Source organism: Flavobacterium sp. N1736, from assembly GCF_025947065.1.
In the GTDB taxonomy this organism is placed as follows: Bacteria; Bacteroidota; Bacteroidia; order Flavobacteriales; family Flavobacteriaceae; genus Flavobacterium.
The window spans coordinates 5039193-5052953 of record NZ_CP109994.1; the positions used below are offsets into that span (position 1 = coordinate 5039193).

A 13761-nucleotide genomic window follows, 5' to 3' on the forward strand; every position below is an offset into this window, starting at 1 on the left:
AAACAGATTTTTTTAAATAATATCAGGAAAATTCACATAAAAGATATTTTTTTTGTTTTAAATTTGAAATAATAACGATTTTAATTAGAATAATTAAGTAATTTTATACCAGTCAATTACACTAATTACATACAAAAAATACCACATTTATGAAAACGGTTCTCGGCGATATAAATACTGAATCAGTGACTACATTAAAAAAGCGAATTTTAATTGTTGAAGATCAATTTATTGAAGCTCATGATTTGCAATTAATTCTTGAAAAAGCAAATTATGAAGTAACCGGAATTACACGTTCTGTTGATCAGGCTTTAGAACAGATTCAAATAGAAAAACCGGATTTGGTTTTTGTGGATATTATGCTAAAAGGCAGCAGAAACGGAATTGAACTGGCGCAGATTTTAAAAGAAAACCGTATTGGTTTTATTTACATTTCTGCCAATTCAAGTAAAAGTATTTTAGATCAGGCAAAGATTACGCAGCCTTACGGATTTATTGTAAAACCTTTTCGCGAACAAGATGTTTTAACAACACTCGAAATTGCTTTTTATCGTCAGGAATATAGTTTGGAATCGCAATTAATGCAGCAATTTCAGCTGCAAAACAGCATTGCAGAAATTACCAAATTAAAACTTAAATGGGAAGATGCTTTATTGGCATTCGCAAAAGTAGTACAAGCTTTTATCTCATTTGATTATTTAGAAGCAGGTTTTACAAATACAATGCATTATGCAAATCTTGGAATAATGCGTAAAAATATAGATGATTATCAGATTATTAATCCGGATAAATTTTCGAAAATAGCCGATATTTCGGTAAAAGAGTTAAACGAGACATATAAAAAATCTAAAATAGATTTAAAGCCAATTGTTTATAGCGAAGAAGCGTTAATCAATAATTTTCAGGTTGCACCTATAAAAGGATTGATAGCGCATAATTTCGGGATTAAATCGTATTTGGTTTTTCCGATTTCGATTGCAGCAATTCAAAAATTTCATTTCACGTTCTACAGCCGTAATTTTAATGTTTATTCAGCAGATAGTTTAAAAGTTTTGGCTAATCTCGAAAATACATTTGTTCAGTTTATTGCTAAAATGTACCTAAAAACAGATTCTGAACCTTATCAAAAAGAAACCATAATTAAAGAAGTAAAACCATTAAATAAGTCAGTTGGTTTTGAGGGAATAATTGGAAATAGTTCTCAAATGATTACTGTTTTTGATTATATCCGAAAAGTAGCTCCGTCAGATACTTCGGTTTTAGTTTTGGGAGAAAGCGGTACGGGAAAAGAAAAAATAGCACAAAGTATTCATGCCTTGTCGCCCAGAAAAGATAAACCTTTGGTGATTATAAATTGTGGCGCCATTCCTGAAAATCTTGCCGAATCATTACTTTTCGGACATGAAAAAGGAGCTTTTACAGGAGCAATGGATAAGCGAATTGGTAAATTTGAATTGGCAGATGGCGGAACAATTTTTCTGGATGAAATAGGAGAGATGCCAATGGAACTTCAGGTAAAATTATTACGTGTTTTGCAGGAAAGAGAAATTGAGCGTATTGGCGGAGGATCGCCAATAAAAATAGATGTGAGAATAATTGCTGCCACCAATAAAAATCTGGAAGAAGAAGTAGCCGCAGGAAGATTTAGAATGGATTTGTATTATCGCCTGCACGTTTTCCCGATTATGGTTCCGTCGCTTAAAAAACGAAAAGAAGATATTCCTGATTTGGCAAATCATTTTATAAAAGTCTATAGTGAAAAAATGGGACGAAAATCTCCGTCACTTTCAGATTTTGCGCTGCAGCAAATTGCAAACTACAATTGGCCGGGAAATATTAGAGAATTAGAGCACGTAATGCAACGCGCTATTTTATTGACTGATGGAAATACAATTAAGGATATTGAATTTTCGACATCTTCAAAAATGCATGCAGAACAAGCAAGTGAATCATTTTCGATTAAAACCATTTTAGAAAATGAACGCGATTACATTTTATATATTCTGAAAAAATGCAATGGAAAAATATCAGGAATTGGCGGAGCTGCTGAAATTCTGGATATTCATCCATCGACATTAAATTCAAAAATTAAAAAACTGGAAATAAAAAGAGAAATGAATTAACTTATTTTCTCTAACCAATCTGCGGTAAAACTCGCGACTTCTTTCCAGTTAGCTTGTCCTAAAACAAAATGATTTCGACCCCTAAATTCTTTGAAAGTGGTTACTGAATCAATGTTTTTGTATTTTTTAAAATTGGAATAATTTAAAGAAGACGGAACAATATGATCTTCAGATCCTGCAATAATCAATAACGGAGGATGAGGTTTTGTAAAATCGATTTTGGCCGTTTTTGTTAAACCGTCTCTCAACGCTAATTTAGATTCCGGAACAACCAGTTTTTCATAAGATTCTTTCTGTTCTTCAAATAACATTCCGTTTGTAAAAGCATATTGCCATTGTTTAAAAGGCATTAAAAATGTTTTTTTCAGCGAAGTAAAAAAACCTAAAGCTCCCCAGGTTCCTTTATAAAACGAAAATTTAAACGTTATTAATCCTTGCGGAGCGACAGAATGTATCGCAACTCCGGCAACGGCAAGATCTTTTTGAAGCAGCAATTGCGTTAAAAGCCCTCCGTATGAATGACCAATTAAAATGGGTTTATTGGGTAATTTTTCGATTATTTCGGTATAATAATCAATCAGATTCTGCAAGCGTATTGACGCCACTTTTTCATCCGGATGTCGGCTTCTTAAAGCTTCAGCCGATTCATTTTTGTACAACCAGGGCGGGGCAACTGCTTTATATCCTTTATTTTCAAAAAAGATAATCCATTCATCCCAACAAGAATGGCTAACGAATGCTCCCGTAATAAACACAACTGTTTTAGTATTTGATAGATTCATAGCGCAAATTTTAAATTAGTTATTTCCCGTTTTCTTTAATATCCTTGTATGCATTAGGAACATTGAAATTAAAATGAAGCCAGTTAAAAAGCTCATATCCCTTATCAAACTCTTTCATTGTAACAGCTTTTTTTGTTTCATCTAAAGTCAACCCTTTATTTACTGCATTTTCTACATTGGTTTTTAAAGCTTCGACATAATCAATCGTGTATTTTATTCCGGCTTTGTTCGTTATTCGGCCATGACCGGGAACTACAATATCCTTATCTGAAATCATGTTATAAATTTTGTTCAGATTGTTAACCGGCTCTAAAAAATAACCATCAAATAACCACGGAATCGCCGGACTTTCGGCAATAAAAGGATTTCCTGCCCATAAAACATTTCCTGACGGAGATTTTAAATACACAAAAAGATCTGCCGGAGATTGTGCCGTTCCAACATTCAAAATCTCGACAATATTGCCATTTCCCATATCAATTTTCATGTTTTGATTTTTTGATATCGTGATGTCGGCAGCACGATAAACACTTTCCTCAATTCCTCTGTCTTTGCCAAAAAGCATAATCATAAACTGTTTGGTATTATCATAGTTTTTAGAAAGATTCTCTTTGCAAAATTCATTCTGGATAATGATCGTTTCTTTAGGAAGTAAATAATTTCCAAAGCAATGATCACCGTGATCACTCGTATTTACGGCATATACAATTGGTTTGTCAGTTACAGATCGTATCAAATTATAAAGCTGATCGTAAAGTTTTTTACTCAGTAATGTTTCGATAACCAAAACCCCTTTTTCACTCACAATAAAACCCGCCGAAGTCGCCTGTGGAATTCCTTTTGTAGTTTCATTTTCTACCGTATTCGGAGAAACTACATATACATTTGCCGTTATTTTATGCAGTTTTAAAGTTACCGTATTGGCATCCCAAATAGGCACATGATTTGGCATAGGAAACTGCGCATAAACATTTGTGTTTATAAAAAAACACAACAATAATATGACAAGTCCTGAAATTATTTTTTGCATTTTCATATCTGATTTTCTGGATTAATTGGAACTGGTTTTTTATTTTGCAAGGAAAAAAGCAAGTAAATCTTTTTGAACCTGAGCTGTGTTTTCCTGAACCAACCAATGTCCTGAACCTGCAATTTTTGATTCCGTCACATTTTCGGCAACTAATTTTGAATGATCTTTTAGAAAAGCTGCAGCAAAATATTCTCCGCCCATAGCCAGCAAAGGCATTTTTAGTTTCGTTTTCATAAAAATCAGATTGTCTTTTCCGTCCTGAGGGAAATTTCCAAACCATTTAAAACTAGATTTCGCAGCATCTTTTACAGCATAAGCTCTCACAAATTCAGCCGTTTCTTCAGCTGTAAAAGGATCTTTTACATGCCCGACCATTGGCCAGAAATTAACCAAAAACTCCTTTTCTTTACCTTTAACAATATCTCCCGAAGCCGGCCATGCAAAAAAGCCAAACCACCATGCCGAAGCCGAAACTTTTGACCAAACCGGCTCAACACCAGGAAGAAGCGCGTCCATTAAAGCAATTTTTTTAACTTCACTGCCATATTGAGCAGCATAAGCGTACGCAACCATAAGCCCAATATCATGCCCCGCAAGATTGATATTGTTGTATCCCAGTTTTTTTACCAATTCATGAATATCAGTAGCCATCGTTTTTTTATCATAACCGGATTCTGGTTTGTCAGATTCGCCAACACCTCTTAAATCAGGAGCGATAACGGTAAAATGTTTTGAAAGTTCAGGCAGCAAACGATTCCACATATACCAGTTTTGCCCAAAACCATGAACCAAAACCAGCGGATCTCCTTTTCCTCCAATTACATAATGAATTTTAACACCATTAACCAAAGCAGTTTCGTGCTTAAAATTTGCCGGCGGATTTGCAGGTTTCACTTCTGATGAAACAGTTGTATCTTCAGTTTCCTGAGAAGTAGTTTTTGTGGCATCTTCTTTTTTATTGCAGCTAGTAAGCATAAAAAAACTGATTGTTACCAGACATAAAATTTTTTTTGTTGTTTTTGACCAAACATTTTGAGCAGTAGTTGATTTCATAATTTTAGTATTAGATAATTAAATTGATTCAATTTTTTAACTAACCAAATTACAGACCTTTATTTTATATAGTTGATTTTTAGTTAGTTGTGAATTAAAAGCAAGACAGATTATTCTTATTTCGTTAAAACACAATCAACAATATTGAAATATCATTTTTTAAACAGATTTATTTTTAAAGAAATGTATCTTTAGAAATTCTAAATCTGATGTTTCAAATGAAAATACCACAATCCCGAATGAAAACATTTTTATTCACAATAGTTCTCATTATCAATTCGGTTTCTTTTTGTTTTGCAAATAATTCAAACCTAAAAACAGACTCTTCAAAAACCAGAACTATTTCATTTAAATTAAAATTAAAGTCGGCAGATCAAGTAGCAATTAAGGCTGCGGCTTTAAAATTCAATAAACATTTAGCGTACAGTTTTACGGTTGATGATGGTTATCGATCAACATATTTAACTGCATTTCCATTATTTAAAGGAGGAAAAATAAGCGGACCAACAATCAGCGAATGGAAAAATGATCAGGGCGGAGACGGAACCACTTCAAAAGGACTTTTTTATTCAGATGGATTAGGAAATAAAATTCCGTTTAAACTTGGTTTGGCAATTAATGGCGCAGCAATTGGCGATTCACCCGTAAATCGTGGACATCTTTCGTGGGCGGAAGTAAAAGAAATGTACAATGCAGGTTGGGATGTATTGAATCACGGTTTTCATCACGCCACAAAACACGGAACTAATTTTCTGACAGAAGTAACTGAAAATACTGCTTCGATACAACAAAATCTGGGTTTTACAATGTCGCATTTTGTAGTTCCCGGCGGAGAAAGCGATCCCGGATATCAGTTAGAATATGAAAGAGACGCGCTTGCAAATGGTTCTTTTTCGGTAGCATCGTATGTTGGCGCGGGACCGGTAATTGATGTGAAAGAAAAAATAAATCTTGATAAAATGATCTATGCCAGAACATTTATTCAAAGTTCAAAAGATACAGTTGGATTTAAAACAATGGATCGGTTTTTAGCCACTTTCGATTCAGTAGCAAAATTGCAAAATCCGGTTTGGTATAATGCATTTACACACGGAGTTGGAAATCAAAATTTATGGTCGTTAAGTATGCGCTTTCCTGATTTTAAATATTATATGACTGCTATCGCAAATAAATACGGATCAGAAGGAAATGATTCTGTCTGGATGGCGCCCTGGTAGGAAGTTTACGAATATATTTGGTTGCGTGACAGAATTAAAATCAAGTACGAACAAACAAATAAAGAAGGTCTCGTAACAATTGAAATTCCTGAAATTCCGCAAACATTCAGACATCGTGAAATTTCGTTAGCGGTTGATACTTCTTCAAAATTTGAAATAGAATCAAACTCAAAAGATTTTAAAATTTCAAGCGATGGAAAAACAAAACATAAATTAATTACAATTCAGTTGGAATAATTATTTTGCCACAGATTAAAAAGATTTATTCTGATTGTAATATTTGCATTAAAATTTTAACACAAGTAAAAAAATCATTAAAATCCTTTAATCTGTGGCAAAAAACTTTAATCAATCTCCTTTTCGTTGTCTTTTATAAAAGTATCAATATTCTTTGAATACGGATCAACAACAATAAGTTGAGGTTTGTTTTTGAGTTTGATTTTCCCTTGTACCGAATTATTTTTAATGGAAAACGGATAAGCAGATAATTTTCCGTTATCATCATAAACACCAACATCAATTATAGTATCGTTGGCAATCAATTTTCGTTTTCCAGTCGCATTTTCTGAATATTTTTCAGAATTTACGCGGAATGAAACTTCATAAAAATCATTTTTTTTCTGGCTTTCAACAGCTACAATTTTTGACGAATAGGTAATAATTTGTTTAAACATTTCATCTAATTTATAATGCAGTTTTTTATCGGTAACCGAATAAATTTCATTTAACAAATCTTCAGAATCCGGAATTTGACTGGGATATTTATAATGAATCAGAAAATTTTTCAAAGCCAGATTCACTTTTTTCTCTCCAATTAATAACTGCAATTGATGCATAATAAGTATTCCTTTATCATAAGGTAAATGAGGCGTTTCGTAATTTGTTTTATAAAGAGGCGTTTCAGGTTCAAAACTTCGGCTGCTTAGATATAAATCCAGATGAATTTTTAAAGTTTCTAAAGTTCTCTCCAAACCATGTTCTTTTTCATATAACATTAACTCTGTATATTGAGCCAAAGTCTCGGTCAAAATCCAGCTTCCTTCTTTTTGCTCCGGACTAATTTGCGCATTTCCCCACCATTCATGCGATAATTCGTGAGCCGTTAATTGGTTAATTACATCTTCCTTATCTTTATGTGAAATGTCGCTGTAAAAACCAAAATTTTCTTTCATATAAACCGTAGACGGATAAGAAGTGGCGGCAAAACCATCGGCGAAAGCAGAAACTTCGGCATAACGAATGGTTTTATACGGATATTTGCCAAAATTATTTTGACAATAATCGAGAGTGTTTTTTACATCGGTAATCAATTTTGAAACATTTCGATAATGCCTTTTATCGTAATAAACTGCTATTGAAATTCCCCTATAATTTGTTTTTTTGATTTCATATTCAGCAGAAGAAAATGCAAACCTGAACGGAATTTTTCCATTTGATTTATAATGAAAATAATTGCGATCGTTTTTTTTCCATTTTCCAATTAAATCGCCAACTCCAATAACGGTTTGATTTTTTGATGTAGAAACTACAGTTTCATAATCAATAAAATTTTGTGGAATTACCGATTTGTCTTCCAGTTTTTTTAACGGACTTTGAGCGGGTAAATGCCTTTTTAATCGTTCTTTTTTACTGCTGATTTCATTAGAATCCTGATAACCAAAAGTGGGATAATAACGGCTTATTCTCATAAAAGAACCATTTTCGATTATAGAATTAAACGAAGTATGACCTTTAAAAGGCGACCATTCTGATGCAAACGAAAAAGAAATCTCCATTTTTTGATGCGGTTTCAGCGGTTTTGATAAACGAAACCAATAATGGTTGAATGCTGAAACATCATTTATTTTTTTAGCATTCGGAATTTTAATTGAAGTTAGTTTCGAATTTCGATCTATATATAGGAGTAAACTATCAATTGGTTTTTCAGAATTGTTTATTAACTGATAAGTTCCTTTTACTTCATAACGATTTTCATCAGGAAATAAAGCTACATTACTGCTAACTGAAGTTATTATGGGTTGTACTAAATGAGTGTATTTTTTAAATTTCAACTCATATTGTTCGCTCCAATTGTTCTGATCTTTTTCAGTGATGTACGGATATTCAATATTTGTTTTGTGAAAAATATAACTTCCAAAACCGATAAAAAGAGCAATTCCTAAAGTAAAAACTGTTTTTTGATTTTGATTAAAAGAATATCTTTTGAATGATTTTAGGATGGAAGAATTTCGTTTATATAAAATTCCGGTTGAAATTAAAAGTATTAAAGCTAATCCTAAATTGTATAACATTGAAACATGAAACGGAAATGTATATTTTTCGAAACCATTCAAATCAAAATATTCTCTTTGAAAAGCATCTCCAAATCTCAATAATGGATGCAAAATACCCAATTGTTTGCCAATTCCGGTACTTAATAAAATCGTAATAATGGTTGCCGCCGAGAGACCTGCATATTTATTAGGAATAAGAGTTTGAATAAAAACAATCAAAACCGAAATCAATAAAATAGGTAAACCGAGATAATAGAATAAAGAAATGTAAAGTCCAAATTCTATTGGAGCATTGGCATAAACAATTTGAAAACCAAAACCTATCAAGATCGTAAAAGCAATAATAAGTAACGGAATCGTAAAAAGTGAAATTAATTCGGCAGATAAAACTACTATTTGAGAATATGGTGTAGTATTTTCGAGCATCTCAAATTTTGAATTTTCGCTCCTATATAATAATTCGTTGCTGTAAAATAGAATTATTAAAATCAGAATAAAAGGCAAACGATCCATAATAGTGCTAATCATCAAAGCTGTATTTGTAATGTTTTGCGCCAATCTGATTCCGCCATCAATCTCATCCGAGATTTCAATTAATAATAATCCTGAAAATAAAAGAACAATTAAGATAAACGGAATTCCCTTTAAAATTAACGAAACATCCATTTTGATAAAACTTTTTAAAACTAAAAGATTGTGTTTTAAAGTTTGAAATTCAATATTTTTTGGAACTTCTTTAGAAAATGAAACAATTTCAGTTTTAGAAACCCTAATTGATTTTGCTTTTTTAATTTTTGTTTTTCGAAAGGAGAAGAAACGATACGAAAGTAAAATCAATAGTAAAGAAACGCTCATCCAGAGCATTCGGTTTAATAAAAAGTTGCCGGATAAATCGAGCAGATTATTATTTTTTTCAAGTGAAGTCCAATATCGTGTTTGTTCTAAAAAAGCCGCCAGCCCAAACGGATCTATTTTTGCTGCAAAAGACATTGCTGCGGCAGATGAAGGAGAAGCATTTGCAAAAATTGGAGAATTCGAAAATAAGGAACCCGCAATATATAGGATATAAATAAGGAACCCGCCAACATAAATAAAAAGTTTACTTCGCGTTAACCAAGCCAAGGCGGTTAAGATTGAAAGACACAATAAGATATTAGGAATTACTAAAACCAAATAAGGCCAAAGATAATTTAGAAATAAAAACGGGCCAATTTCATCTTTTGCAAGCCACGGCATTAAATGACCAATCATCATTCCAACGATAAACATTCCAAAAGAAATAACAGCAACACCAAAAGCAACGATAAATTTGCTTCCCAAATAATTAAATTTAGAAATAGGAGTAGTGAAAACGATCGAATCAAATTTGGTTTCATATTCCTTTAAAAAACTTTGGGCAATTTGTAATGTAATAGAAAATATTGTGGTTAACGAAATTAAACCAATTGCATAAGTAAGCACATAAGGACCATTTTTGTAAGCGCCGGAAAACGAAAAATTCGCAAAAGCGCTAACAAGAAATCCAAAAAACAGATAAATTAAAAATGTGACATAAAAACTCCAGTTTTTGGTATTGTTATGCCATTCAAATTGTACTAATTTTGAAAACATAACATCATTATTTTTTAAGTTGATTTTGATTTAAAACACTAAAGTAAACATCACTCAAATCCGGAGAAATTAAGTTAAAGCCAGATTCAGGCTGTTCGTCTGAAAAAACATGAATGTTCAATTTTCCGGAATTTAAATGTGACGAAATAATATTGAAATGATTTTGATATTCATTTAATTCGTTTTTTTGAATTGTTTTAACCCAAATTTTGTCTTTTAAAGTATCAATAACTTTATTTGGATTTCCTTCCAAAATCAATTTTCCGCCAGAGATGATAGCCATTTTCGTGCACAAATCCCGAACATCTTCGACAATATGAGTTGATAAAAGCACAATAATATTTTCGCCAATCTCGCTCAATAAATTATTAAAACGGTTTCTTTCTTCAGGATCGAGTCCGGCAGTTGGTTCATCGACAATAATAATTTTAGGATTTCCAAGTAAAGCCTGCGCAATACCAAAACGTTGACGCATACCGCCAGAAAACGAATGCACGGCTTTGTCTTTGTGCTGCAGTAAATTAGTCTGTTGGAGTAAGTTTAAAATCTGATTATGCCTTTCTTTTTTGTCGACAATTCCTTTTAAAACTGCCAAATGATCGAGCAAACGATAAGCAGATATCTTTGGATAAACGCCAAATTCCTGAGGCAGGTAGCCTAAATTCTCCCTGATAAACATTGGATTGTCAAGAATATTGATGCCGTTAAATTCAATAATTCCCGAAGTTGGTTCCTGCAAAGCGGCGATAGTTCGCATTAAAGTTGATTTTCCGGCTCCGTTTGGACCAAGTAATCCAAACATTCCGTTCGTGATTTCTAAAGATACATTAGCCAGTGCCTGAGTGCCATTCTCATAACTTTTGCTGAGATTTTTGATTGATAAACTGTTCATTTTTAATTGATTTAGATGATTGATTGTAAATAATATTTGAAAAATAGGCAATAGAATTCCTTCCGACTTAAAAAAGCCGGTTTTATATTATGATTAAGTTCTAAAAAAAAGAATTATTCGCTTACATACTCTAAAATATCGCCGGGCTGGCAATCTAATATTTTGCAAATAGCCTCAAGAGTATCAAACCGGATTCCTTTGGCTTTTCCGGTTTTAAGTATCGATAAATTAGCAGGCGTTATATCTAGTTTTTCTGCCAATTCCTTACTTTGCATCTTGCGCTTGGCAAGCATAACATCAACATTTACGATTATTGGCATAGTTATATAAATAAGTCTTGTTCGTTCTGAAGGTTTAAACCCTGTTTGAAAATCGCTGCCAGAAAATAAGCAAATATTCCCAGCATAAAATGCAATAAAATAAAAATGCTCACTTCGTTATCTAACGAAACAAAAATAGAAGCTAAAAAAATCGTAATACCGGGCAGCAACAAATTTGCCAGATAAAATCGCTTTAAATGACTAATTCCGTTTTGAGTAAATAATTTAGGCTGAAAAAATACTTTAAAAACATTACTGCTCAGTAAAAAGAAAAGTCCGTAAAGAGAAAGAGGAGATAAAAAATCAAAAATTATATACGGAATATTATAATCGCCTAACATTAATGGACGTTCCGTAAAGGGATAATATATCTGAAAAAATTTTCCGTTTTCTTTAAAATTCAAAGACCATCCGGTAATTAATGCAACAAAAGAGTAAAGAGCTAACGTAAAATAAACAATAGCCAAAAATCGCGTAACATAAAATAAGATTTTCGAAACAAAGTGAGTCGTTTTCATTTATACTAAAATTTAGTTTGTTGTTGCAAATGTATAATTAATTATCGTAAAACAATAATTAATTATTAAAAAATTGATAATTGTAGCGTTTTGATAAGGTCGAAAACATTATAATTCTATTAACATTAGAAAATAAAAGTCATCTCTATAAATGAATTAATTTTGTACAAATTAAAAATTCATGAAAAACCCAATTTCAGTCTCTATACTAGAACTCGCTATTATAACTCAGGATAGCAACGCAACCGAAACATTTCAAAAAACAAAAGACATAGCACAACTTGCAGATCAATTAGGATACAAGCGATTTTGGCTGGCAGAACATCACAATATGGCACATGTCGCCAGTACCGCTACGGTAGTTTTAATTGGTTTTATTGCCGGTAATACAAAAAATATTCGAGTAGGTTCCGGCGGAATCATGCTTCCAAATCATTCTCCTTTAGTAGTTGCCGAGCAATTTGGAACCCTGGAAACACTTTATCCTAACCGAATCGATTTAGGTTTAGGAAGAGCGCCGGGAACAGATCAGCCAACAGCCGAAGCAATCAGGAAAGATTTTTTTGAGCAGGCACAGCGCTTTCCTCAAAACGTAAGCAAACTACAGGATTATTTCTCGACAGAAAATGCTACAGCAAAAGTTCGCGCATTTCCGGCCGAAGGTACAAATATTCCCATCTGGATTTTAGGTTCAAGTATGGAAAGTGCTGCTCTTGCCGCTGCTTACGGATTGCCTTATGCCTTTGCCGGACATTTTGCACCGCGCCAAATGATTCAGGCATTTGAATTCTATCGCGAAAATTTTCAGGCATCAGATGTTTTAGACAAACCAAAAACGATGGCATGTGTAAATATTATTGCCGCAGATACTAACGAAGAAGCTGAAAAACTATCAACAAGTTTATACCAAATGTTTCTGAATTTAATTCGCGGCGATCGAAAAGGACTGCAGCCGCCTGTAGATTCACTCGATGATATCATGAGCGAAGAAGAACGCTTTCATGTCGATCAAATGACAGCTTGTACTTTTACAGGAAACAAAGAGCAGTTAGTAATCGATCTTAAAAAATTCATAGATTATTCAAGAATTGATGAGTTAATGGTAACCGGTCCAATTTTCGATCATCAGGCAAAACTAAAAAGCATTCAAATCACTAAAGAAGTAATCGACGCTTTAAACTAAAAAGATATACTTATATATAAGGTACATTTTCATACTATATATAGGAGTAAAATTCACTCTGCCAAACCCGACAGGTTTTCAATCCCGAAGTTTCGGGACTGTCGGGTTTACTATTGATACGCATTTATTATAATTTGAATCAGGAGCCATTTCCCGCTATCCGTTTCAATTTTTTGCTTTTTTAAAGAAAAAACCAAAAGGATTTCCTTCTGAAGCTTCGGGACTATCGGGGCCAGGCAGCGGTTTTGAGAAGAAACATTTAGTATAAAGAGCAGGAAAAAGCAGAACTTGGCGACTTTGCGCCTTTGCGCGATTCATAAAACCCAGTAAAAACAAACTTTGCGTTTTAGCGCCTTTGCGAGCAAACTACCCAAAACAGGCAAACCCCGTCAAAAGCAGGATAGCCATAAAAAAACTTCGGGTTGTAAAAAACGTTATACCAGCGAGTTATAAAAAAGATTGAAATTATATAAAAAAAAGGCTTGTAAATGTAAATAAAGGTGCTACTTTTGCACCCGCAACAACGACGGGCGTTCACTGAAATACTGGCAGGCAAATACAATCGGAAGGAAAATTTATTTTCAAAAAAGATTAAAAAAAGCTTGTGAGATTTGAAAACAGATGTTACATTTGCACCCCGCAAAACACGGAAAGTTCATTGATAGATTGGTAAGGTTTGGGAAGGAAAAAGGGAATGAAAATTTCTCAAAAAAAACTTCAAAAAACATTTGCCAGTAAGAAATAAGTTTTCTACTTTTG

At 33.0% G+C, this 13761-nt stretch carries 11 protein-coding genes; 4 read left to right on the forward strand and 7 right to left on the reverse strand.

Annotation, left to right across the window (positions count from 1 at the left end):
- Positions 1-149: 149 nt before the first annotated feature.
- Positions 150-2123 carry a sigma 54-interacting response regulator gene (locus OLM54_RS21325; protein WP_264536530.1) on the forward strand — a complete coding sequence of 658 codons (1974 nt, stop codon included), beginning with the start codon at positions 150-152 and terminating at the stop codon, positions 2121-2123.
- Here the strand turns inward: OLM54_RS21325 and OLM54_RS21330 are convergent.
- The 3 genes from OLM54_RS21330 to OLM54_RS21340 are packed head-to-tail and all read right to left on the reverse strand — an operon-like array spanning position 2120 to position 4988.
- Positions 2120-2905: an alpha/beta hydrolase gene (locus OLM54_RS21330; protein ID WP_264536531.1), complete on the reverse strand. Its 786-nt coding sequence runs from the start codon at positions 2903-2905 to the stop codon at positions 2120-2122. The genes OLM54_RS21325 and OLM54_RS21330 overlap by 4 nt on opposite strands.
- A gap of 19 nt (positions 2906-2924) precedes the next feature.
- The gene (locus OLM54_RS21335; RefSeq protein ID WP_264536532.1) at positions 2925-3935 is read right to left on the reverse strand and encodes an MBL fold metallo-hydrolase; all 1011 of its coding nucleotides are present in this window, start codon (positions 3933-3935) and stop codon (positions 2925-2927) included.
- A 39-nt stretch (positions 3936-3974) separates the two neighbouring features.
- Positions 3975-4988 (reverse strand): alpha/beta fold hydrolase, encoded by a 1014-nt coding sequence (locus OLM54_RS21340; protein ID WP_264536533.1) that lies wholly within the window; start codon positions 4986-4988, stop codon positions 3975-3977.
- Positions 4989-5206: 218 nt separating this feature from the next.
- Here OLM54_RS21340 and OLM54_RS21345 point away from each other — a divergent pair, with 218 nt between their 5' ends.
- Entirely contained in the window at positions 5207-6205 is a 999-nt protein-coding gene (locus OLM54_RS21345; protein ID WP_264536534.1) for a polysaccharide deacetylase family protein, read from the forward strand.
- A gap of 21 nt (positions 6206-6226) precedes the next feature.
- The gene (locus tag OLM54_RS21350; RefSeq protein WP_264536535.1) at positions 6227-6442 is read left to right on the forward strand and encodes a hypothetical protein; all 216 of its coding nucleotides are present in this window, start codon (positions 6227-6229) and stop codon (positions 6440-6442) included.
- Positions 6443-6549: 107 nt separating this feature from the next.
- Here OLM54_RS21350 and OLM54_RS21355 read toward each other — a convergent pair whose 3' ends face one another.
- The 4 genes from OLM54_RS21355 to OLM54_RS21370 form a co-directional block, all read right to left on the reverse strand.
- On the reverse strand, positions 6550-10089 hold the full coding sequence (locus OLM54_RS21355; RefSeq protein WP_264536536.1) for an ABC transporter permease/M1 family aminopeptidase: 3540 nt from the start codon (positions 10087-10089) through the stop codon (positions 6550-6552).
- A gap of 7 nt (positions 10090-10096) precedes the next feature.
- Positions 10097-10981 (reverse strand): ABC transporter ATP-binding protein, encoded by an 885-nt coding sequence (locus OLM54_RS21360; protein WP_264536537.1) that lies wholly within the window; start codon positions 10979-10981, stop codon positions 10097-10099.
- Between the two features lie 113 nt (positions 10982-11094).
- Positions 11095-11301, reverse strand: a complete 207-nt coding sequence (locus OLM54_RS21365; RefSeq protein ID WP_008466864.1) for a helix-turn-helix domain-containing protein — start codon at positions 11299-11301, stop codon at positions 11095-11097.
- 2 nt (positions 11302-11303) lie between these two features.
- The gene (locus OLM54_RS21370; RefSeq protein WP_264536538.1) at positions 11304-11819 is read right to left on the reverse strand and encodes a DUF2975 domain-containing protein; all 516 of its coding nucleotides are present in this window, start codon (positions 11817-11819) and stop codon (positions 11304-11306) included.
- A gap of 181 nt (positions 11820-12000) precedes the next feature.
- On the opposite strand from OLM54_RS21370, the gene OLM54_RS21375 reads away from it, so the two are divergent.
- Positions 12001-13002: an LLM class flavin-dependent oxidoreductase gene (locus OLM54_RS21375; protein WP_264536539.1), complete on the forward strand. Its 1002-nt coding sequence runs from the start codon at positions 12001-12003 to the stop codon at positions 13000-13002.
- The last annotated feature ends 759 nt before the right edge of the window (positions 13003-13761 follow it).

Bases quoted from the DNA above. Each gene is read 5' to 3' on its own strand.
- OLM54_RS21375 (WP_264536539.1), top strand. From the start codon at position 12,001: ATGAAAAACCCAATTTCAGTCTCTATACTAGAACTCGCTATTATAACT.
- OLM54_RS21360 (WP_264536537.1), bottom strand. From the start codon at position 10,981: ATGAACAGTTTATCAATCAAAAATCTCAGCAAAAGTTATGAGAATGGC.
- OLM54_RS21340 (WP_264536533.1), bottom strand. From the start codon at position 4,988: ATGAAATCAACTACTGCTCAAAATGTTTGGTCAAAAACAACAAAAAAA.
- OLM54_RS21345 (WP_264536534.1), top strand. From the start codon at position 5,207: ATGAAAATACCACAATCCCGAATGAAAACATTTTTATTCACAATAGTT.
- OLM54_RS21325 (WP_264536530.1), top strand. From the start codon at position 150: ATGAAAACGGTTCTCGGCGATATAAATACTGAATCAGTGACTACATTA.
- OLM54_RS21370 (WP_264536538.1), bottom strand. From the start codon at position 11,819: ATGAAAACGACTCACTTTGTTTCGAAAATCTTATTTTATGTTACGCGA.
- OLM54_RS21355 (WP_264536536.1), bottom strand. From the start codon at position 10,089: ATGTTTTCAAAATTAGTACAATTTGAATGGCATAACAATACCAAAAAC.
- OLM54_RS21330 (WP_264536531.1), bottom strand. From the start codon at position 2,905: ATGAATCTATCAAATACTAAAACAGTTGTGTTTATTACGGGAGCATTC.
- OLM54_RS21365 (WP_008466864.1), bottom strand. From the start codon at position 11,301: ATGCCAATAATCGTAAATGTTGATGTTATGCTTGCCAAGCGCAAGATG.
- OLM54_RS21335 (WP_264536532.1), bottom strand. From the start codon at position 3,935: ATGCAAAAAATAATTTCAGGACTTGTCATATTATTGTTGTGTTTTTTT.